17 protein-coding genes are annotated in these 19,710 nt (G+C 58.4%); 6 read left to right on the forward strand and 11 right to left on the reverse strand.

Annotated elements, in window-relative coordinates; genetic code table 11:
* Window positions 1-74 precede the first annotated feature (74 nt).
* Together ABVS03_RS01430 and fumC are read right to left on the reverse strand one after the other, a co-directional pair.
* Window positions 75-1,223 carry an NADP-dependent malic enzyme gene (locus tag ABVS03_RS01430; RefSeq protein WP_330971280.1) on the reverse strand — a complete coding sequence of 383 codons (1,149 nt, stop codon included), beginning with the start codon at window positions 1,221-1,223 and terminating at the stop codon, window positions 75-77.
* 4 nt (window positions 1,224-1,227) lie between these two features.
* On the reverse strand, window positions 1,228-2,598 hold the full coding sequence (gene fumC / locus ABVS03_RS01435; protein ID WP_368017728.1) for a class II fumarate hydratase: 1,371 nt from the start codon (window positions 2,596-2,598) through the stop codon (window positions 1,228-1,230).
* Between the two features lie 533 nt (window positions 2,599-3,131).
* On the opposite strand from fumC, the gene ABVS03_RS01440 reads away from it, so the two are divergent.
* Together ABVS03_RS01440 and asnS are read left to right on the forward strand one after the other, a co-directional pair.
* Window positions 3,132-3,842 (forward strand): gamma-glutamyl-gamma-aminobutyrate hydrolase family protein, encoded by a 711-nt coding sequence (locus ABVS03_RS01440; RefSeq protein ID WP_368017729.1) that lies wholly within the window; start codon window positions 3,132-3,134, stop codon window positions 3,840-3,842.
* Window positions 3,843-4,023: 181 nt separating this feature from the next.
* Window positions 4,024-5,433: an asparagine--tRNA ligase gene (asnS, locus tag ABVS03_RS01445; RefSeq protein ID WP_368017730.1), complete on the forward strand. Its 1,410-nt coding sequence runs from the start codon at window positions 4,024-4,026 to the stop codon at window positions 5,431-5,433.
* Between the two features lie 80 nt (window positions 5,434-5,513).
* On the opposite strand, the gene pth2 is transcribed toward asnS, so the two are convergent.
* From pth2 to ABVS03_RS01460, 3 genes are all read right to left on the reverse strand, one after another.
* Window positions 5,514-5,966 (reverse strand): aminoacyl-tRNA hydrolase, encoded by a 453-nt coding sequence (pth2, locus tag ABVS03_RS01450; protein ID WP_368017731.1) that lies wholly within the window; start codon window positions 5,964-5,966, stop codon window positions 5,514-5,516.
* A 23-nt stretch (window positions 5,967-5,989) separates the two neighbouring features.
* Complete coding sequence (locus ABVS03_RS01455) at window positions 5,990-7,174, reverse strand: cation diffusion facilitator family transporter (RefSeq protein ID WP_368017732.1); 1,185 nt, start codon at window positions 7,172-7,174, stop codon at window positions 5,990-5,992.
* A 167-nt stretch (window positions 7,175-7,341) separates the two neighbouring features.
* Window positions 7,342-7,944, reverse strand: a complete 603-nt coding sequence (locus ABVS03_RS01460; RefSeq protein ID WP_368017733.1) for an MBL fold metallo-hydrolase — start codon at window positions 7,942-7,944, stop codon at window positions 7,342-7,344.
* Window positions 7,945-8,143: 199 nt separating this feature from the next.
* On the opposite strand from ABVS03_RS01460, the gene ABVS03_RS01465 reads away from it, so the two are divergent.
* The gene (locus ABVS03_RS01465) at window positions 8,144-10,579 is read left to right on the forward strand and encodes an acyltransferase family protein (RefSeq protein ID WP_368017734.1); all 2,436 of its coding nucleotides are present in this window, start codon (window positions 8,144-8,146) and stop codon (window positions 10,577-10,579) included.
* 78 nt (window positions 10,580-10,657) lie between these two features.
* Here the strand turns inward: ABVS03_RS01465 and ABVS03_RS01470 are convergent, their stop codons facing one another.
* On the reverse strand, window positions 10,658-11,086 hold the full coding sequence (locus ABVS03_RS01470; protein WP_330971288.1) for a peptidylprolyl isomerase: 429 nt from the start codon (window positions 11,084-11,086) through the stop codon (window positions 10,658-10,660).
* Window positions 11,087-11,240: 154 nt separating this feature from the next.
* Window positions 11,241-11,966 (reverse strand): D/L-lactic acid transporter LarD, encoded by a 726-nt coding sequence (gene larD / locus ABVS03_RS01475; protein ID WP_330971289.1) that lies wholly within the window; start codon window positions 11,964-11,966, stop codon window positions 11,241-11,243.
* A gap of 586 nt (window positions 11,967-12,552) precedes the next feature.
* On the opposite strand from larD, the gene ABVS03_RS01480 reads away from it, so the two are divergent.
* The gene (locus tag ABVS03_RS01480; RefSeq protein ID WP_330971290.1) at window positions 12,553-12,750 is read left to right on the forward strand and encodes a hypothetical protein; all 198 of its coding nucleotides are present in this window, start codon (window positions 12,553-12,555) and stop codon (window positions 12,748-12,750) included.
* 183 nt (window positions 12,751-12,933) lie between these two features.
* Here the strand turns inward: ABVS03_RS01480 and ABVS03_RS01485 are convergent, their stop codons facing one another.
* The 3 genes from ABVS03_RS01485 to ABVS03_RS01495 all read right to left on the reverse strand — a co-directional run bounded on the left by ABVS03_RS01485 (window position 12,934) and on the right by ABVS03_RS01495 (window position 16,485).
* Window positions 12,934-14,019, reverse strand: coding sequence for an Abi family protein (locus tag ABVS03_RS01485; RefSeq protein WP_368017735.1), 1,086 nt, complete (start codon window positions 14,017-14,019; stop codon window positions 12,934-12,936).
* A gap of 747 nt (window positions 14,020-14,766) precedes the next feature.
* Window positions 14,767-15,771, reverse strand: coding sequence for a GGGtGRT protein (locus ABVS03_RS01490; RefSeq protein WP_330971292.1), 1,005 nt, complete (start codon window positions 15,769-15,771; stop codon window positions 14,767-14,769).
* Window positions 15,772-15,792: 21 nt separating this feature from the next.
* A complete protein-coding gene (locus ABVS03_RS01495; protein WP_330971293.1) occupies window positions 15,793-16,485 on the reverse strand; it encodes an iron-sulfur cluster assembly scaffold protein in 693 nt (230 codons plus the stop codon).
* A 206-nt stretch (window positions 16,486-16,691) separates the two neighbouring features.
* Between ABVS03_RS01495 and ABVS03_RS01500 the strand changes: the two genes are divergently transcribed.
* Window positions 16,692-17,273, forward strand: coding sequence for a DJ-1 family glyoxalase III (locus ABVS03_RS01500; RefSeq protein ID WP_368017736.1), 582 nt, complete (start codon window positions 16,692-16,694; stop codon window positions 17,271-17,273).
* Between the two features lie 145 nt (window positions 17,274-17,418).
* Window positions 17,419-18,351 (forward strand): EamA family transporter, encoded by a 933-nt coding sequence (locus ABVS03_RS01505; RefSeq protein WP_368017737.1) that lies wholly within the window; start codon window positions 17,419-17,421, stop codon window positions 18,349-18,351.
* 49 nt (window positions 18,352-18,400) lie between these two features.
* Here ABVS03_RS01505 and ABVS03_RS01510 read toward each other — a convergent pair whose 3' ends face one another.
* Window positions 18,401-19,483 (reverse strand): ATP/GTP-binding protein, encoded by a 1,083-nt coding sequence (locus ABVS03_RS01510; RefSeq protein ID WP_368017738.1) that lies wholly within the window; start codon window positions 19,481-19,483, stop codon window positions 18,401-18,403.
* Window positions 19,484-19,710: the final 227 nt, after the last annotated feature.

A 19,710-nucleotide genomic window follows, 5' to 3' on the forward strand; every position in this document is an offset into this window, starting at 1 on the left:
GCAGGACAGACAGAAAAGAGGGGAGCCCGGACTTGCGTGTCCGGGCTCCCCTCAGCATGTCTGGAGCTTCTTGCCTATGCGCGGTCGGCGACAGCCTTTGCGACGACATCTGCGACGCTCTTGTCGAGCGCAGACGGGATGATGTAGTCGGGAGCGAGCTTGTCCTCCGGCACAAGTCCAGCGATAGCCTCGGCAGCGGCGACCTCCATGTCCTCCGTGATCTGGGAGGCGCGGGCCTTGAGGGCGCCCTTGAAGATGCCCGGGAAGACGAGGACGTTGTTGATCTGGTTCGGGAAGTCGGAGCGGCCGGTTGCGACGACCTTGGCGCCAGCTGCGAGCGCCTCGTCTGGCATGATCTCAGGCGTCGGGTTCGCGCAGGCAAACACGATGCCATTGTTCATGGAAGCGACCATGTCCTTCGTGAGAAGGCCCGGCTTCGAGACGCCGACGAAGATGTCGGCACCCTTGATGACATCAGCGAGCGTGCCCTCTTCATGATTCTTGTTCGAGATCTTGGCAATCTCTTCCTTGACGGGGTTCAGGTTGTCCCTGCCTTCATAGATGGCGCCATGGCGATCGGTCAGGATAACGTCGCCGAAGCCCATGTGGATGAGGAGCGTGGCGATAGCGATGCCTGCTGCGCCTGCACCGGACATGACGATCTTGAGGCTGCCCTTCTGCTTGCCCGTGACCTTGAGGGCGTTGATGAGGCCGGCGGCCGTGACGATGGCGGTGCCGTGCTGGTCATCATGGAAGACGGGGATGTCGCACATCTCCTTCAAGCGCTTCTCGATCTCGAAGCAGCGCGGTGCGGCAATGTCTTCGAGGTTGATGCCGCCGAAGGACTTGGAGATCAGATAGACGGTCTCGACGAACTTGTCCACATCGTGGGTATCGACGCACAGAGGAATGGCATCGACATCGCCGAACTCCTTGAAGAGGAGGCACTTGCCCTCCATGACCGGCATGCCGGCGGCAGGTCCGATGTCACCCAAGCCCAGCACTGCCGTGCCGTCGGTGATGACGGCGACGAGGTTGCCGCGGCGCGTGAGCTCCCACGACTTCTGGTAGTCTGCCTGGATCTGGCGGCAGGGCTCAGCGACACCCGGCGTATAGAGCAGCGCCAGATCCTCGTTGGTCTCAGCCTTGGCGCGGGCAACGACCTCGATCTTGCCATGGAGCTTCTCGTGGAGCTCCAGGCTCTTCCTGCTGGTTTCGTCCATGGTGCTAAACCATCTCCTCAGGTCTCATGACCTTGTCGAATTCCTCCGCCGTGAGATAGCCAAGCGCAAGGCAGGCATCCTTCAGCGAAGTCCCTTCTGCATACGCCTTGTGGGCCACTTTCGCAGCCCGCTCATATCCAATATAAGGGTTCAGGCACGTCACGAGCATCAGGGAATTATGCAAATTGCTCTGCATCTTGTCCCTGTTTGCAGCTATGCCTGAGACGCAGTGGATATCGAACGAATGGATTGCATCGGCCAGGAGCCTCACCGACTGGAGGTAGTTGTAGGCGATGACGGGCATGAAGACATTGAGCTCGAAATTGCCCTGGGAGGCCGCAAAGCCGATAGCGGCATCGTTGCCCATGACCTGGACGGCGACCATCGTGACTGCCTCGCACTGGGTCGGGTTCACCTTGCCAGGCATGATGGAGCTGCCGGGCTCGTTCGCAGGAATCGTGATCTCGCCCAAGCCAAGCCTGGGGCCCGAGGCAAGCCAGCGCACGTCGTTTGCGATCTTCATGAGGTTCGCAGCCAGAGCCTTCACGGCGCCGTGGCTGAAGACGATGGCATCCTTGCCGGTGAGTGCATGGAACTTGTTCGGGTCGGTCACGAAGGGCTGACCGGTCAGCGCTGCCACCTTCGAGGCAACAAGCTTGTCGAAGCCTTCTGGGGCATTGAGTCCGGTACCCACGGCGGTGCCGCCGAGCGCGAGCTTAAGAAGTCCTGGAAGCGAGGCCTCGATGTCCTCGATGCCTGCCTCGACCAGGCCGCGCCAGCCCGAGATCTCCTGGCTGAAGGCGATAGGCACGGCATCCTGGAGATGCGTACGTCCGCTCTTCACGATGCCTTCGTTCTCCTTCTCGAGGCGCTTCAAGGTCTCGACGAGGTTTCTGGCCTCTGGCAGGAGCTCCTCTTCGAGTGCCAGGACCGCAGCGATATGGAGTGCTGTCGGGAAGGTGTCGTTCGAGGACTGCGAGCGGTTCACGGAATCGTTCGGGTGGAGCACCTTCATGCCGGCAATCTGGTTGCCACGGTTTGCAAGCACCTCGTTCATGTTCATGTTGCTCTGGGTGCCAGAGCCTGTCTGCCAGACCTTGAGCGGGAACATGTCGTCGCGCTGGCCGGCCAGGACTTCATCTGCTGCCTGGCCGATGAGCGTGGCCTGCTCTTCTGTGAGGCAGCCGAGCTCGGCATTTGCCTGGGCTGCCGCTTTCTTGAGGAGGGCGAAGGCACGGATGATGCCCTTGGGCATCGTCTCCGTCCCGATTCTGAAGTTCTCGTAGGAGCGCTCGGTCTGCGCTCCCCAGAGGGCCCAGGCGGGAACCTCGACCTCTCCCATGGAATCGTGCTCGATGCGCGTGGCGCCGTCCATAGCTGCCTCCTTATGTAGGAAAACTCCTGCTACCTTAGCACGTAAGCGGTCTTCTGATGGGTGCATCCGGACAAGCAGATGGTGCCTGTTCTGTCTGCACTCTGCTTCAGGTCTGAAGAATGCATCGCTGCGCTGCAGCAGAATGGAGCTATGGGAACTTCGGCATCCGGAAGGCGGCTGCCATGGAACATGGAAAGGACGAAAGTGAAGGCCAGAGAATGAAGGTGCAGCTGCCTCCCGCACCGCGAGATATCGACTACAGCAGGATGGGCGCAGAGGAGTTCCATGCACATATATGCCGTGGCTATGAGGACTATCTTGCAGGAAGGGTCCGGCCTCCGAAGAGGTCTTCGCAGAGTTCCGCGAACGCCTGAAGCGGAGGGGTGTCGAGCCGGCTTGCCAGCAGGAGCTGTGCCATCAAAATGAGATGATTTCCATGCCCATTATGAGCATGTTTCAGCTGCTCTGACGCTTCTGTGGAGACAAGTCCTGTTTGCTAGGATAGGTCCGTCCAATGCAAGGAGGCATGCACATTGAAACCGATCGTCTGCATCACACCGTCGCTCTTCCAGGGTCCCGACAAGGGCCATCAGCTCATCAACATGAAGTACGCGAAGATGGTGCGGCGCGCCGGTGCGCTTCCTGTCATGTGCGACTATCCATCGGATCCTGCTGAGGTGTCAGAACTCCTTGACGGGTGCCAGGGACTGCTCCTTACCGGCGGCTACGATATCGATCCTGCCCGCTACGGCGAAGAGCGCCTCGAGTGCACGAATGAGCCGCATAAGGACCGCGATGACTCCGAGTTCGAGCTTGTGCGCCAGGCTGTCGAACGCGACATGCCGATCTTCGCTATCTGCCGTGGCATCCAGGTGCTCAATGTCGCCTTTGGCGGCATGCTCTGGCAGGATGTGAAAGTCCAGGGTGCGACCGATTTCAACCATGCCCAGTTCGAGACGCCGGAGAAGCTTGTCCACAGCGTGAAGCTCGTGGAGGGGACGCCGATCCAGGCTGCGATGGGAAAGACGGAGATCGAGGTCAACTCCTGCCACCATCAGGCCATCAAGGAGCTTGCCCCTGCCTTCGAGGTTGCTGGCACCTCGCCTGATGGCATTATCGAGGCAGCTTGGATGCCGGAAAAGCGTTTCGTCTGGGGCGTGCAGTGGCATCCCGAGTCGCTCTTCTGCACCTATCCGGAAGAGATGGCGCTCTCTGACGCCTTCGTGGCAGCCTGCCAGAAGTAGACAGGCTCCCTTCTCAGAACAGCATAGATTCCCTCAGGCAGCCTGTCTTTTGTGCGGCAGGCTCTGTGCAGCTGACGTCTCAGCGTGCAGGATGGTTCAATTTGCGATAGGCTTTGCAGGGTATGAATGCACTTCTATGTGTCTTCGGGATAACGTCCCGGAGCCCTGAGGAGGATTTCCGTTGAACCGTACGAAGATCGCCCAGCTCTACAAGGAGCCGGACACATTCGGTGGCAGCTCTGTCACCTGCGCAGGCTGGGTCCGTTCCATCCGCGACATGAAGAACTTCGGCTTCGTCGTCCTGAACGACGGCAGCTGCTTCAAGGACCTGCAGGTCGTCCTCAACAAGGACGCACTCGGCGAGGATGTCTATCAGAACATCGTGTCCCAGAATGTGGGAGCAGCGCTTATCGTCACCGGCACGCTCGCGCTCACGCCAGACCGTCCACAGCCCTTCGAGCTCCAGGCTACCGAGATCACGGTCGAAGGCACGTCTGCTCCTGACTACCCGATGCAGAAGAAGCGTGCGACGCGCGAGTTCCTGCGCACGCAGCAGCACCTCCGTTCCCGCACGAACCTCTTCCGTGCCGTCTTCCGCGTCCGCTCTGTCGCAGCCTATGCCATCCACACGTTCTTCCAGGAGCGCGGCTTCGTCTATGTGAACACGCCGATCATCACGGCATCCGATGCAGAGGGTGCCGGCGAGATGTTCCGTGTCACGACGCTCGACCTCGCGAATGTTCCGAAGAACCCTGATGGCACGGTCGACTGGTCGAAGGACTTCTTCGGCAAGCCGACGAACCTCACGGTCTCCGGCCAGCTCCAGGCAGAGAACTTCGCAATGAGCTTCGGCGATGTCTACACGTTCGGACCGACGTTCCGTGCCGAGAACTCGAATACGAGAAGGCATGCTGCCGAGTTCTGGATGGTCGAGCCGGAGATGGCATTCTGCGACCTCGAGGGCGACATGGAGTGCGCCGAGGCCATGCTCAAGTTCGTGATCCGTACGGTCATGGACCAGTGCCCGGATGAGCTCGACATGTTCAACCGCTTCGTCGACAAGGGCCTCAAAGACCGTCTCGAGCATGTTGCCAGCTCCGACTTTGCCCGCGTGAGCTACACCGACGCAATCAAGATCCTCGAGGATGCCGTGAAGGAGGGCCACAAGTTCGAGTACCCCGTAAGCTGGGGCATCGACCTCCAGACCGAGCACGAGCGCTACCTCACGGAGCAGCACTTCAAGCGCCCGACCTTCGTCACAGACTACCCGAAGGAGATCAAGGCCTTCTACATGCGCGCAAACGACGATGGCAAGACCGTCGCTGCGGTCGACTGCCTCGTGCCGGGCATCGGCGAGATCATCGGCGGCTCCCAGCGCGAGGAGCGCTACGACCTGCTCCGTGCGCGCATCGAGGAGCTCGGCATGGACGAGAGCCAGTACCGCTACTACCTCGACCTCAGGAAGTATGGCGGGTGCCGCCACGCCGGCTTCGGTCTCGGCTTCGAGCGTCTCGTGATGTATCTCACGGGTGTCGACAACATCCGCGACGTGCTTCCGCACCCGCGTACTGTGGGCAACGCAGACTTCTGATCCAGAACCTTCGATAGCTGCAGAAGGGGACGCAGTTCACTTGGAGCTGCGTCCCCTTCGTCTGTCTGGATGAATTGCTTCTAGTAGAGCGGAAGCTTCCCTGTGAGCGGATCGATCTCTTCGGCTGAGAGCGGCTCGAAGGCAAGGCAGGTATAGGTCGGCTCGCCGTGGAACTCCGTGAAGCCGGCATCCCTGATGAGGGCGACGATGAAGCCAAGTTCGCGTCCCTTGGCAGCAAGGTCCAGGAGCTCTTCTTCTGAGTCCACATAGACGCAGACCTTTGCGACACCGGCGTCGAACCAGTCGGAAAGCGGTGTATGGTCGCTCTCCGGATGGTCGAGCGCCACCCAGGAGGGGGCGCCGTCCTCATCTTTTAGCACGCGCACCTCATCGAGCCTGCCTTCGCGTGCCAGCGCCATGAGCGTGGCCTCGACGCAGGCATGCCCTGCCTGTGCAGCGATCTTTCCCTTGCGCATCTTGAGGTCGCGGCGCATCACGATCATCTGCTTTGCCTTGTAGGACGAGCTTCCCATGGATGGACTCCTTCTGCTGGTTTCTATTGGCGGGCCGATACGTAGCTGTGGTCGACGGTGATCTTCGGCACCGCATCCTTCTTGTGGGACTTGACGATAGCGGAGATCTCGCGCTTGAGCTCTTCGTCAGACATCTCGAGCGAGAACGGCTTCACGACGTCGAAGATCACGTTCGTGTGGGTAGGGCCGGGGACGCATCTCAGGTCGTGGACCGTGATGGCAGGATCGATCGTTTTCACGTGCTCGGCAATCCAGTTCCTCAGGTCCTTGACCTCAGGGTCGTCGGTCACGATCGGGTCGAGGTGGAGGGAGATGATGAGGCCCTCCTTGTCCTTGAAGTCCTGCTCGATGTTGTCGAGCGTGTCGTGGCTCTTCATGACAGACTCTTCTGCTGGCATCTCGACATGGGCGCTGGCAAACTGCCTGCCCGGGCCGTAGTCGTGGACCATCAGGTCATGCGTTCCCAGGACCCCCGGATAGCTCATGATCGTGTCGTGGATGTGCTGGACATACTCGGCCGAAGGAGCCTGGCCCAGAAGCGGGCTGATCGTATCTTTCACAAGCTGGGCGCCGGAGACAAGGATGAAGACGCCGACAGCGCAGCCGCATATGCCATCCAGGTCCACACCCCAGAGGTAGGAGATGAGAGAGGTTGCAAGGACGGCAGATGTCGTTATCACATCGTTTCTGGCGTCGACAGAGGTTGCCTGCAGGGTCTCGGAGTCGATCTTCCTGCCGACGAGCTTGTTGAAGTGTGCCATCCAGAGCTTCACGGCAATCGATCCCAGAAGCACGACGACGATGGCCCAGCCGAACTCGACTGGCTCGGGGTCCAGGATCTTCCTCACCGAGGAATTGATGAGCTCGAGGCCGACGGCGCAGACCATGACAGCGACGACAAGGCCCGCAAGGTACTCGAAGCGGCCATGGCCATAGGGGTGGCCTTCATCTGCCGGCCTGCTTGCAAGCTTGAAGCCGATCAAGGACACGATGCTGCTTGCCGCATCGGAGAGGTTGTTCACGGAGTCGGCGACGATGGAGACAGAGCCTGCGATGAAGCCGACCGTGCCCTTGCCGAGAGCAAGCAGGATGTTGAGGACGATGCCTATGAGCGAGGCAGTGTTTCCGGCATGCGTCCTTTCCTCTGGTGTGGGATTCTCAGGAATGGATGCTGCGATATGGGAAGCAATGAAGGGTGTCATTGCCATTTTCTCCTTTCAGGGACTCGACGTCCGAAGAGTTGACTATAGGGCCTTTGGTCACCTCTTTGTCACACAAGTGCAGATAATTGGCGAAATATGCATCCGGCATGCAGGAAGGGCAGGAGCGGCACGTCCGCTCCTGCCCTTCCAGACACTCGCGCTGCAGTTTCCTGTCAGAGCTCTATCTCCTCGCCAGGCTTCAGGAGCAGGGCGCTCGAGACGAGCTTCGCAAAGCGCAAAGCAAGCTCTTCTGAGTAGAGCTTGCCAGGATTCAGATGGATCGGCGTCACATGTCGGGCCTTCAGGATATTGGCGCAGCGTGCTGCCTCGTCGATGTTCATGTTGAAGATGCCATCGCCAGGAAGGAAGGCATAGTCGATGCGCATCTTCGAGAGCTCATCCTTCATCTGGTCTGTGTAGGAGGTGTCGCCCGAGAACCAGAGCGTCTTGCCATCGACCTTCACGAGGAAGCCGACACACTCATCCTTCGGATGGTTCGCATTCTCGGCGATGGTGGCTTCGACCGTGAAGGGGCCGAAGGTCTTCGCAACATAGGTATCAGGGTCGGGGTGGGCATCCATGTTCTGCCAGACGACGCATCCTGGCTTTCTGGCGGGAAGATCGAGCGCGTTGTGGTCGTAGTGCTGATGCGTCACGAGGATGAGGTCTGCCGGCTTGTCGTAGCCCTCTCCGGCATAGGGGTCGATATAGCAGACGGCTCCCGAATCCGAGGTGAGCCTCAGGCTTCCGTGTCCCTGATACAGCAGCTTTCCCATACGTGCCCCTTTCTGCGATGCCTCACTGAACTCGTATGTACCAACATTTCAGCACATTCATTCTTCAAGGCGACTTTTGGCATTTGGCCTGAAGAGGCAGGAAGCGCTTGCGCTACAGGCTACAATTGGAACGTCTTGCATTTTCGGGGGTAGCACCCTCTCATGTGTGCCTGCTTGGCAGGCAATTCCTGGAGGATAAGTGTCTCAACAGATGAAGCCAGCTGCTGCTCAGGCAGGTGCCGGCAGAGCTTCTGCCTCTAAGAAGCCCTATGTCGCCTCGCTCGATGGTCTCAGGGCCCTCTGCGCCCTGGGCGTCGTCTTCTACCATATGGGCCTTGGCTGGTGCCAGGGCGGCCTTCTCGGCGTCACGGTGCTCTTCGTGCTCTCGGGCTATCTTGCGATGGGCGGCCTTCTCCATGAGTTCGAGAAGACCGGCACGATTGCATCGGGCAAGTACTATCTCAAGAGGATCAAGCGTCTCTTGCCGACATCTGTCGTCTACGTCGTCGTGTGTGCAGCTGCCTGCACGCTCCTGTCCCATCAGCTCCTGACGAAGATGCGGCCCGATATTGTGCCATCGCTTCTCATGGTGCTCAACTGGTACAAGATCTTCTCGAACCAGTCCTACTTCGCAGCTGCAGGAGCGCCGTCGCCCCTGACGCACTTCTGGTCGCTTGCAATCGAGTTCCAGTTCTATCTCATCCTGCCGCCTGTGCTGTGCCTTCTTCTCAGGAAGAAGGTCCAGAAGAAGCACCTTGCCATCGGCTTGGGCGTCCTCACCGTCGCCTCTGCTGTCGCAATGGCGCTTCTCTTCGTGCCTGGCGCAGACCCCTCGCGTGCCTACTACGGCACGGATACGAGGGCGCAGAGCCTCCTTCTCGGCTGCCTTCTTGCTATCATCTGGCCCTTCGACAAGATGAGCGCCAAGGCGGCAGGCGACTTCGGCCAGAAGAAGCGCCTCGGCCTCGAGCTGGCAGGTGCGGCCTCCGTCGTCGCCCTTCTCCTTATGATGCGCTTCACGGAGGGCTATACGTCCTTCACCTACTACGGCGGCACGCTCCTGATCTCTGCCATTGCCGCCGTCGCGATCGCTGCCTTGACGCCTTCCGGGACTGCAGCCGCCAAGGTCCTCTCGTGGGGACCTCTTGCCTGGATCGGCAAGAGGAGCTTTGCCATCTATGTCTGGCACTACCTGATCGTGCAGCTCATGGCCTCGCATAACGCGGCCCTGTCGCTTCCGTGGTGGCAGGTCGTGGTCGAGCTTCTGCTCACGTTCATTGCAGCAGAGCTCTCCTATGCGCTTGTCGAGATGCCGCTCAGACGCCATACGCTCCGCGCTGTCATCCGCCGCGACTTCGTCCGCAGGAAGAAGGACCGCGAGCGCGCCGTGCGAGAGCAGAAGCCCTGCCGTGGCGTGTCGCGCAAGGTCCACGCTGCGCTCCTCAAGAGTCCCGTGAAGGTGCCGCAGACCATCTGCGCCGCTGCTGTCATCGCAATTGCCGTCTTCGGCCTCATCCTCGTCCCGCCCGAGAATGCGATGGGCGGTACGAATGGCGCCCAGCAGGTGAGCGCTGCGACCCTGAAGAAGCCGCTTGTCGACGGCGTCTACGATGTCGTCTTCATAGGAGATTCGGTCTCACTTGGTGCCTCGACGGAGCTCAATGCCTCCTTCCCGCACGGCGTGGTCGACTCTGCTGTGGGCAGGCAGGCATCGGAAGCCCTCGATGTCTATAACAGCTATGCCAGCACTGGCGTTGTCGGGAATACCGTGATCTTCTCGATCGGCTCGAACGGCTACCTCGATGAGGATACGCTCGAGGCAATCTATGAGGCGGTGGGCACTGACAAGGAGCTCTGGTTCGTGAACGACAGGACACCGCGCGACTGGTGCACAGCAAACAACGACCTCCTTGCCTCCTTTGCAGCCGAGCACGAGAACGTCGGCGTGATCGACTGGTACGGCACCTCTGCCAACGAGTCTGGCTGGTTCTGGGACGATGGCACGCACCTTCGCCCGGAAGCTGCCCAGAACTTTGCAGACCTCGTCGTCAGCACGATCGGCTATGAGATTCCGACAGAAGAGAACACGACCTATTCCGTGCTCTTCCTCGGCGATGCCACGAGCATGCAGGCAGCAGACAAGCTTGCTGCCGCCTGGCCGCAGGGCATGGTCGACTGTGCCGCAGGCAGGACCGTCGATGCGCTGAAGGGCGACTGGGAAGGCTATGTGGGTGCCGGTACCGCAGGAAGCAGGGTCGTCGTGGCGCTTCCGACCGATGTGCCTCTCACGAAAGAGGGAGTGGATGCACTCCTTGACAGCATCGGATCTGAGCGTCAGATCTGGCTCGTGAACGGCAGGAGCAATGCTGCCTTCTGCGACTCGAACAACCAGATCATCGCCGATGAAGCTTCCTCTCGTTCCAATGTCCAGCTCATCGACTGGTACAGCGCATCCGAAGGCCAGAGCGGCTGGTTCACGTCAGACGGCGCAAGCCTCACGGATGAAGGTGTCGCTGCCTATGCCCAGACCGTCATCGACGCCGTAGGCGATGTCTCAGGCACGGATGAAGCGGCAGATGCTGCCAAGACCGCAACTGAGGGGACAGATGCCACAGCAGCGGGCGCAGCTGCCTAGACGGAGGTCCTGATAGCTACAAGAATGCGGCCGCACCGGGTGTCCGGTACGGCCGCATCTGCTATCTGGAAGAAGCTTTTACTCAGCGCTCAGGAGCGTGATCTCGAAGTTCAGGGCCTTGCCTGCCATCTCGTGGTTCAAGTCCACAAAGATCGAGCTCGGCGTGACCTTGGAGACGACAGCCGGGATAGGCTGGCCCATCGGGCCCTGGAGCATCACATGCTCGCCGACCTTGAGGGAGCGCATGTCCTCGGGCACCTGCTCCATCGGGAACTCGTAGATGAGGTCCTCACGGCGCTCGCCGTAGGCCTCGGAGGGCTCGAGATGGATGTTCACAGTCTGGCCGACCTCCATGTCGCGCACGGCCTCGTCGAAGCCCTTGATCATCTGGCCTGCCATGCAGGTGAACTCGAGCGGCTGGTTCCTGTCATAGGAGGAGTCGAACTTCGTTCCGTCATCAAGCGTGCCGGTGTAGTGGACGCTGACCTTCTTGCCTTCATTGCTCATGTGGGTATATCCAATCCTTCTCCGGTGAATACATGGGTCTAAGTGTACCCGGCTCTCGGCGCCACATGCCATCTCCATAGGAGAGGGGAGCGGCAGATGAAAAGAGCCAGCCTTGCGGCTGGCTCTGGGTTTCGCGCCTCTTGGGATATCTGGATCAGAAGATGCCGAGGAAGAAGTGGACGAAGAGGGCTGCGATGGCAGCGCCGACGAAGGGAGCGATGCCCGGAACGGTCAGGCCGTACTTCCAGTTGTTGTCGCACTTGTCCTTGATCGGGAGCAGCTGATAGGCCATGCGGGGACCGAGGTCGCGGGCCTGGTTCATTGCGAAGCCCGTGATGCCGCCCATGCCCATGCCGATGGCCCAGACAAGGAGGCCGACGCAGATGGCAAGCAGGAGCAGATTGTCGCCTGCATAGTGGGCAATAGCGAGGATGCCGGTGATGAAGAAGAAGGTGCAGAAGGCCTCGCAGAAGAAGTCATGGGAGAGGTTGTTGCGCGTTGGGTTCGTAGAGAAGATGTTGCGCTGGGCAATAGGATCGACCTTGCCGACAGACTCCTCGAACTCATCCTTGTACATGAACCATGCAGCGACAGCGCCGACGAAGCCGCCAAGCATCTCGGCAATGACATAGGGGATGAACATGGACCAGGGCACGAGGCCGAGGATGCACTGTGCCAGTGCCATGGCGGGATTCATGCAGATGGAGCCGCCGAAGATGAAGAGGCACACAGAGATGCCGAAAGACCAGGTCGTGATTGCGAACATATGGCCAGAACCCTGATACTTCGTGCCTTTGAGCACCGTATCGCAGTGCACGCCGACACCGAAGATGATCATGAGGGCCGTGCTGCCGAACTCCGCCAGAATGTTATAGGGCATCTTTTCTCCTTGGTCTCGTAGCCCACCCAATGACTCTCGCGGGCAATATACTACCGTTCACAGAAAATCATCGAATTGTGAAATACACAAACACATTGATGTTCCACTGAAACGTGTATGAATGCGGCTCTGACCTGCCAAGACAGCATGAATGCGGCATCTCTTGAAATGGATGGCAGAGTGTTGCCCATCGGTCTGAATGGAGCGAGGAGGCGCCATCCTCATGTGAGAGCAGGAAGGCGAGGCGTGACAGAAGATATGGGCAGATGGGCGTGGGTCTTCTGCCTGGCAGCACAGGATCGTCCTGAGAAAAGATGCGGCGGACAGAGAAGTTTGGCCAAGACAGCAGCATCAGGCATCGAACGAAAAAGGCGGGGATGCAATCAGAATAAAAACAGGCAGAACTGCTTCTGCAGTCCCGCCTTGCGAGGCCCAAAGGCTTTGCTGCCCGAACTATAGCGGCCAGAACCACGAACATGAAGGCCGCCAGGGAATCTGGAAGAAACTGGCGAAAACCAAGAGGGCACCAGAGCGGTCTGTGCTGCCCTGAAGTAACAGGCTGGGCAGACACAAGCCCATTATCGGCTTGAAGCAGCAGATTCTCTGTGTCGCATCGTTCGTGCTTGGCTACTTCTATCCTCTTGCCGGTGTCGTGCTCTACTTCGTGCAGAAGAAGCGCGGATCTGAGCCAGTCTGGCGCTTCTTCTCTCTTGCAGGACCGATCTTTGCTGCAGCCATCTTCACTGCGAACTTCATCTTCTACAGCATCAATGGGTTTGCATAAGGCAGCCAGTCAAGATTTGCATTGAGGCGGTATCGGAGCACAAATCCGATGCCGCTTTTCTCTTTGGGGCTGATTATGGATAACGTATCGGTGGTCTCTCGAGAAGAGTCTATCTGCAGGAAACAAATGATGCTTGTCAGACAGAGAAGCCAAGCGATTTGCAGCAGATGTCTTGTCAGCACATTATCGTCTGTCTCGAGATAAAAAAAGTAGGCAGGACCGCTTTCGCAACCCTGCCTTATAAAACCCGAAGGTTTTGTTGTCTGATACGATTATGCCCAATGAGAACCACGAGTCAATGAGAACCATGAGGAAATCGAGAGATGAGCGTATTGTGTCGTTGCTCAACATCTGATTGGAGGCCGTCACCATATCGTCTTCGAGATGCTGCATGTCTGAGATAGCTCGCAACCTGCTTGTTCCCTCCTGTACCATTTGGCTATGCAGATATAGAAGCGTAGCAATCGCTTTCAAGCATGGATTTGACATTCGTGCTGTTCTTACACGATGTGAGAGGCCTGTCGAGGCAAGCGCATTTTGTAATGAAGGCGTTGCCTGAAATCTATTGTCATGCGTACGGAGGCCATTGAGCATATCTGAAGAATGGGCGCAGGCATTTCGGACGTATTGTGCCTGACGAAGCATGTAATGTTCGACTTTTAGGTCTTTGTCGCCCCAGCGGTCAGTGCAGTAGAGATAGAGGCTTGCGAAGCTGCCGAACGAGAGGACCTCCATCAATACCCAGAGTGGCATCTCGTTCAGATCACCGTACTTTCGCACAAGGTCCCCGACGAAGGTATTGCGGGAAAGCATCGCAATCTCTCTTTCTCTTCTGTGTCGTTCGCTTGCGCTAAGCTGTGCAACGTAATCGGCTGAAATCGAATAGCCATCCTCGTCTTCCTGCGCAGTTGCTATGCGCATCAGCTTTGTCCGGGCGGCATGCTCGACATCAAGTGTGAGCGGAAGAAGCGCATAGCGGAGGTTTCGGTCCAGAGAGGCAAGAGACTTCAGATATCCGAAGTCGAGATCGATGTACTGCCCATCGCGCGTGCCACCTACCCGCTTCTGGAAGAGCACACGGTATGCCGCAATCTTGAAGAAATAGGTCCGGTCCGTGAGATAGGCTGCAGCCTCTTCCTTAGAACAGAGACGGAAGGTCACACCCTTGCTCTTCAGATGATTGATCTGCTCATCGATGCTGAGCATTGGCTTGGCTGGATGATGCTGGCCACTTGCTGGTGTGCCAATTTTGATGAGCTGTTCCTCCATGATGGCTCCTTTCTCAGGGGCCATATCATACGCTCGAAGCCGATATAACTGCAGGGATATCTGTGAACATAAACGCAGGTAGATAGCTATGTTTTGTTAGATTGCTGATAGATAAGAGATGATGTGGCTGCGCAGCGAAGATATCAAGGCATCCATGGCATGAATGCAGGGATTTCTTGGACGGCAAAATGGTGAAATGCATATGGCAAGGAGAAATCTGCCTGATATGAGGCAGGCGTACGGGTGCGTAATATAAGGCAGCCTTGCAGGGATGAGCGCTGCGCTATACGGAGATGCTTCAACGTTGAGGCTGAGCTTGCTTTGCAGGGATCGAACGACATCCTGCCTGGCAGAGTGGATTCCAAGCGCTATGCGTCGGTAGACGACCTATTTGCAGATTTGGAACGCATTGAAGAGCGGATGGACGAGCTGAATGTCCTTATCGAGGCCTGTAAAAGAAAGGTTCCTGACAGTAATTGACTGTCTCGAGGCAAAAAATGAGGCAAGCCCGCTTTCGCGACCCTGCCTTGCAAAACCCGAAGGTTTTTCTGTCTGAGGACATGCTCTCAGATTCAAACAGGAAATCAAGTGCCGGCGAAAGACGGGCGAGGGTTCTGTAACCGACTTGGAATTTCCAGACGAATTGCTGCGGGGGAGTGTCACTGCACTTTGCTTCTCTGCATGAAAAAGCCGGCTCCCACAGAAGTGGAAGCCGGCTTGCAGTTCGAAGGAATAGCCTCCGAAGCCTTACTTGTTCAGTGCCTCTTCGACAGCGACAGCGCAGGCAACGGTGCAGCCAACCATCGGGTTGTTGCCCATGCCGATAAGGCCCATCATGTCGACGTGTGCCGGCACGGAGGAGGAGCCAGCGAACTGGGCGTCAGAGTGCATGCGGCCCATGGTGTCGGTCATGCCATAGGATGCAGGACCAGCGGCCATGTTGTCCGGGTGCAGGGTACGGCCAGTGCCGCCACCGGAAGCGACGGAGAAGTACTTCTTGCCGGCAGCGAGACGCTCCTTCTTGTAGGTGCCCGCAACGGGGTGCTGGAAGCGCGTCGGGTTCGTGGAATTGCCGGTGATCGAGATGTCGACGTTCTCGTGCCACATGATGGCAACGCCCTCGCGGACGTCGTCAGCGCCATAGCACTTGACCGCAGCACGCGGGCCGTTGGAATACGGAATCTCGCGGACGATCTCGAGCTTGGAGGTGTAGTAATCGAACTTGGTCTGGACGTAGGTGAAGCCGTTGATACGGCTGATGATCTGTGCTGCGTCCTTGCCGAGGCCGTTCAGGATGACGCGGAGCGGCTTCTTGCGGGCCTTGTTGGCGTTGTTGGCAATGCCGATTGCGCCCTCAGCGGCTGCGAAGGACTCGTGGCCTGCGAGGAAGCAGAAGCACTCGGTGTCCTCGCCGAGAAGCATTGCGCCCAGGTTGCCGTGGCCAAGGCCGACCTTGCGCTCGTCTGCAACGGAGCCAGGGACGCAGAATGCCTGCAGGCCCTCGCCGATTGCGGAAGCTGCCTCAGCAGCGGTCTTGCAGCCCTTCTTCACAGCGATAGCGCAGCCGAGGGTGTAGGCCCACTTTGCGTTCTCGAATGCGATGGACTGAATGCCGGTCGTGATGTCATACGGATCGAATCCGAGGTCGGTGCAGATCTTGCGGGCGTCCTCGAGGTCCTTGATGCCATACTGCTCGCATGCCTTGTTGATCTGGGCGATGCGGCGCTCATAGCCTTCGAACGTAACTGCCATGTTTATCAGCTCCTTTCCTGGTTACTCGACACGCGGATCGATGACCTTGGCGGGGTTGTCCCACTGACCGTAGCGGCCCATTGCGTCGTCTACAGCCTTCTGGGCGTCGACGCCCTTCTTCAGGGCATCGGTGAACTTGCCGAGGTTCAGGAACTCGAAGCCGATGATCTCATCGTTCTCGTTGAGTGCCAGATGCGTGATGTAGCCCTGCGTGAGCTCGAGGTAGCGGGCACCCTTGGCCTTCGTGCCGTACGTGGTGCCGACCATGGAGCGGAGGCCCTTGCCGAGGTCGTCGAGGCCGGTGCCAATAGGCAGACCACCCTCGGAGAATGCGGTCTGGGAGCGGCCGTAGACGATCTGGAGGAACAGCTCGCGCATAGCGACATTGATAGCATCGCAGACGAGGTCGGTGTTGAGGCACTCGAGAATCGTCTTGCCCGGAAGGATCTCAGCTGCCATTGCAGCGGAGTGCGTCATGCCGGAGCAGCCGATGGTTTCGATCAGGCACTCCTCGACGACACCTTCCTTGATGTTGAGGCTAAGCTTGCAGGCACCCTGCTGCGGTGCGCACCAGCCTACACCGTGCGTGTAGCCGGAGATGTCGCTGATCTCCTTGGCCTGGACCCACTTCCCCTCCTCGGGAATTGGTGCAGGTCCGTGGTATGCGCCCTTGGTGACGGGGCACATCCTCTCCACTTCTGCGGAATACTGCATGGATTCTCCTCTCCAAACGCAATCGGCCTCAGACCCCCTATGAGCCAAGGCACAGCTTGCTAAACCGATAATACCGCGAACGCGGATATGCGCCATTCTGAATTTGCAGATGGTGATTGTCCTCAGAAAATGGCCAGATAGGGGCCAGAAGGCTCAAGGGTACAATTGATGGGAATAGCAAGTTGCTCAACGAAAGGAGCAGAGCTGTGACATTCAGGCAGACATCTGACAAGAAGGTTGCGGTCTTCCTTGCCAATGGCCTCGAGGAGATCGAAGGCCTCACGGTGTGCGACCTTCTCTATCGTGCTGGCATCCCTTCCGATACGGTCTCCATCACGGGCACGAAGGACGTGACCTCGTCTCATCAGATCCATATCGTGGCAGACAAGAGGATCGAAGATCTCGACTTCGACGAGTACGACATGCTCGTGCTTCCGGGCGGCATGCCGGGAACCTTGAATCTCGGTGGCTGCAAGATGCTGACGGACAAGGTCGTGGAGTTCGCCCAGACCGGCAAGGAGATTGCTGCCATCTGCGCTGCTCCTTCCGTCTTTGCAAAGCTTGGCCTTCTCAAGGGCAGGCATGCGACGTCGAACCCGAACTTCAAGGATGCCTGCGTCGAGGGTGGCGCCATCTACTCCGAGGCACCAGTCGTCGTTGATGGCAACATCATCACTTCCCGTGGCATGGGCACGGCCATCGACTTCGGCTTTGCTATCGTCGAACACTATCTCGGCGAGGCAGGGGTCGAGGACCTGAAGCCGAGGATCGTCTGGCAGGGAAAGTAGCCCTGCTTGCATGAGCGTCCCATTCCGGCTACCATGGCGCTGCAAACAATTCGTGGTCGTTTCCGGGCTCTGCCATCTTTGCGCCGCGCAGCTACTTCAGCTGTGTGGCGCTTTTTTGTGCGCAGATGCCGGACAGGGAGGTTTCATGGCAGAAGAGAAAGGCACCAGGCAGAGCCTTGCCGCCTTCGAGATGCTTCTCGGGGGAGCAAGCTATGGGTTCATGGCAACAACGTACAAGCTGGCCTATGCAGCCGGCTATAGCTGGCAGGAAGTCGTGGCAGCGCAGGCCTGGACAGGATGCGGCCTCTTCGTGCTCCTGGCGCTCATCGAGGCCCTCAGAGGGACGAAGCTCGTGCGACTGCCTCTCCGCGAGGCAGCCAAGCTCATGGGGCTCGGTGTGCTCTCGGCCGTGACTTCGTCCTTCTATTGCTTCTCGATGACAAGGCTTGAAGCGCCCGTGGCCCTGACGCTCCTCTTCCAGTATTCCTGGCTTGGCATTCCGGTGCAGCTTGTGCTCGATGGCAGGAAGCCGACGCGCAGGGAAGCCATCTCTGCTGCGCTGATCGTGGCAGCGACGCCCATTGCAAGCGGTGCCTGGCAGCATGGGCTTTCAGGGCTCGATCCTGCCGGTGTTGCCGCAGCTCTTGTTGCAGCTCTGAGCTGTGCCACGTTCCTTGTGCTTTCGGGACGCGTGAGCCCCGCATGCGGAACAGGGGAGCGTGGCACCTTCATCTGCCTGGGGCTGGGATTGGCATCGCTTATGGTCTGCCCTGACTATATTCCTTCGGGTGTCTTCTTCTCCGGCATGGCGCCCTTTGCCCTCATGGCGGGGCTTTTCGGGATGTTTCTGCCGGTGCTTCTCTTCGGGCTTGGAGGTCCTCATCTGAGTGCCGCTTCGGCAACGGTCCTTGCCTCGGCAGAGCTTCCGGCGGGCCTCTTCGTGTCTGCGCTTGTACTCAAGGACAGCACCGAGCCGCTCCAGTGGGCAGCGGTGGCGCTCATCCTCGGAGCGATTGCCTTCTCGCAATATCAGGGAAAGGAGCATGATTCAAGACGGAGGACGATCCAGGAGGTCTGAATCTGCAGTCGCGTCATTCATCCCGAAACGCGTACGCGCACTTTTCAGGCTACGAGTGGCAAGCCCGATAGAAGGCAGCTCCGATTTCAGTCTCGCTCGTCGGCTCGTATACCTGCTCTTTCTGTCCGCCAAGGTTGATGGCGCGGAGATATTGGCTGCGCAGGTTGTTCGATGCGCCTGAACCGCGGAATTTGATATAGCGGTTGTCCGGATTCGTTGTGGTGAAGACAAGGCAGCTGGATGGCGGGCATTCCAGCGGTCTGAGATTGTGCGCTGTGAAGATGAGCTGGCCTTTGCTGTGGTCAGAGATTACTTGGAGAATCTCGCCGAGGAGGAATTCGAAGATTCCCGAATCGAGCTCATCTATGTCCAGACAGGCATTTTCGTCGCTATAGACGTCAATCAGACGTCCGAGAATGGAGACGATTTTCTTGACGCCTTCAGATTCGCAGCGGAAGGGAACATAGATATCCCCTCTGCGCGAGAGCAGCTCGACACGCTTTCCGGGCTTCCCATCATCCAGCGTCTCTTCGTTGAGCTCTTTGAGCTCCAGAGACAGCCCTGGAATGATAGCGCCTAGAACTTCGTTTTCCATCTTGATGGCTGCATGAAGCTCGGGACAGATTGATGCAGGCACAACAGACGATCTGTCTGATCGGAGCAAGAAATCCCTGAAGTATCTGCTATCGCCATCCGGTGTGAAATCCGATTTCTCCATCAGGCGTTTCAAGCCATCTGGGGCAGGGAAAGGAAGCAAATTGAAGGCAAGCGAGGCTCCGCGGGTAGTGCTGAAGACTTCCAGCTGTGCTGGTGCATAAGCTGAGAGGAGAGAGATGGTGCCAGAAAAGGGAAGGGGGGTGCGCTTAAAGGCTTCTTCGCCAGCATGCGAGATGGTCCCCTCCTGCATGCGGTCGGCGCAGCCTTTTCTGACAGCATCGACGAATCCCCCGAATGCCTTCGAGAAGATTTTAGAGGCGCTTGCCTGCTCGGATGAACGCTGCGAGACCGTCAGCTCAAGGCTGGCTTCCGGTCCTGCCAGATTTCTGAGGGCGCGCCAGCGAATCTCCGGAGCGAGCGCAAAATCTTTTCCTGTATCGCCGAGGCCATAGGCAATAAGGGTGCGTTTTGGCAAGCCTCTCTGCTCCAGCAGGCAGGGAGCGTCCACACATCAGCAGCTTCAGGCATGAGAAAGCGTCGACGACTGCTGTCTTGCCCGAACCGTTCTGTCCATAGATGCCGGCAATGCACGACCCGAAATCGCTGTCGCGGAATTCTATGGATCCAAGATGGACGTTTTGATGTTCGAGAGCTCGATCTTTCTTGCACGAATCACGGCAATCCCTTTCCTTGGTTGCGTGA

Source organism: Olsenella sp. AGMB03486 (assembly GCF_040884255.1).
Lineage (GTDB): Bacteria > Actinomycetota > Coriobacteriia > Coriobacteriales > Atopobiaceae > Olsenella_L > Olsenella_L kribbiana.

Bases quoted from the DNA above. Each gene is read 5' to 3' on its own strand.
- ABVS03_RS01430 (WP_330971280.1), bottom strand. From the start codon at position 1,223: ATGGACGAAACCAGCAGGAAGAGCCTGGAGCTCCACGAGAAGCTCCAT.
- fumC (WP_368017728.1), bottom strand. From the start codon at position 2,598: ATGGACGGCGCCACGCGCATCGAGCACGATTCCATGGGAGAGGTCGAG.
- pth2 (WP_368017731.1), bottom strand. From the start codon at position 5,966: ATGGGAAGCTCGTCCTACAAGGCAAAGCAGATGATCGTGATGCGCCGC.
- ABVS03_RS01455 (WP_368017732.1), bottom strand. From the start codon at position 7,174: ATGGCAATGACACCCTTCATTGCTTCCCATATCGCAGCATCCATTCCT.
- ABVS03_RS01460 (WP_368017733.1), bottom strand. From the start codon at position 7,944: ATGGGAAAGCTGCTGTATCAGGGACACGGAAGCCTGAGGCTCACCTCG.
- ABVS03_RS01470 (WP_330971288.1), bottom strand. From the start codon at position 11,086: ATGAGCAATGAAGGCAAGAAGGTCAGCGTCCACTACACCGGCACGCTT.
- larD (WP_330971289.1), bottom strand. From the start codon at position 11,966: ATGCCCTATAACATTCTGGCGGAGTTCGGCAGCACGGCCCTCATGATC.
- ABVS03_RS01485 (WP_368017735.1), bottom strand. From the start codon at position 14,019: ATGGAGGAACAGCTCATCAAAATTGGCACACCAGCAAGTGGCCAGCAT.
- ABVS03_RS01490 (WP_330971292.1), bottom strand. From the start codon at position 15,771: ATGGCAGTTACGTTCGAAGGCTATGAGCGCCGCATCGCCCAGATCAAC.
- ABVS03_RS01495 (WP_330971293.1), bottom strand. From the start codon at position 16,485: ATGCAGTATTCCGCAGAAGTGGAGAGGATGTGCCCCGTCACCAAGGGC.
- ABVS03_RS01505 (WP_368017737.1), top strand. From the start codon at position 17,419: ATGGCAGAAGAGAAAGGCACCAGGCAGAGCCTTGCCGCCTTCGAGATG.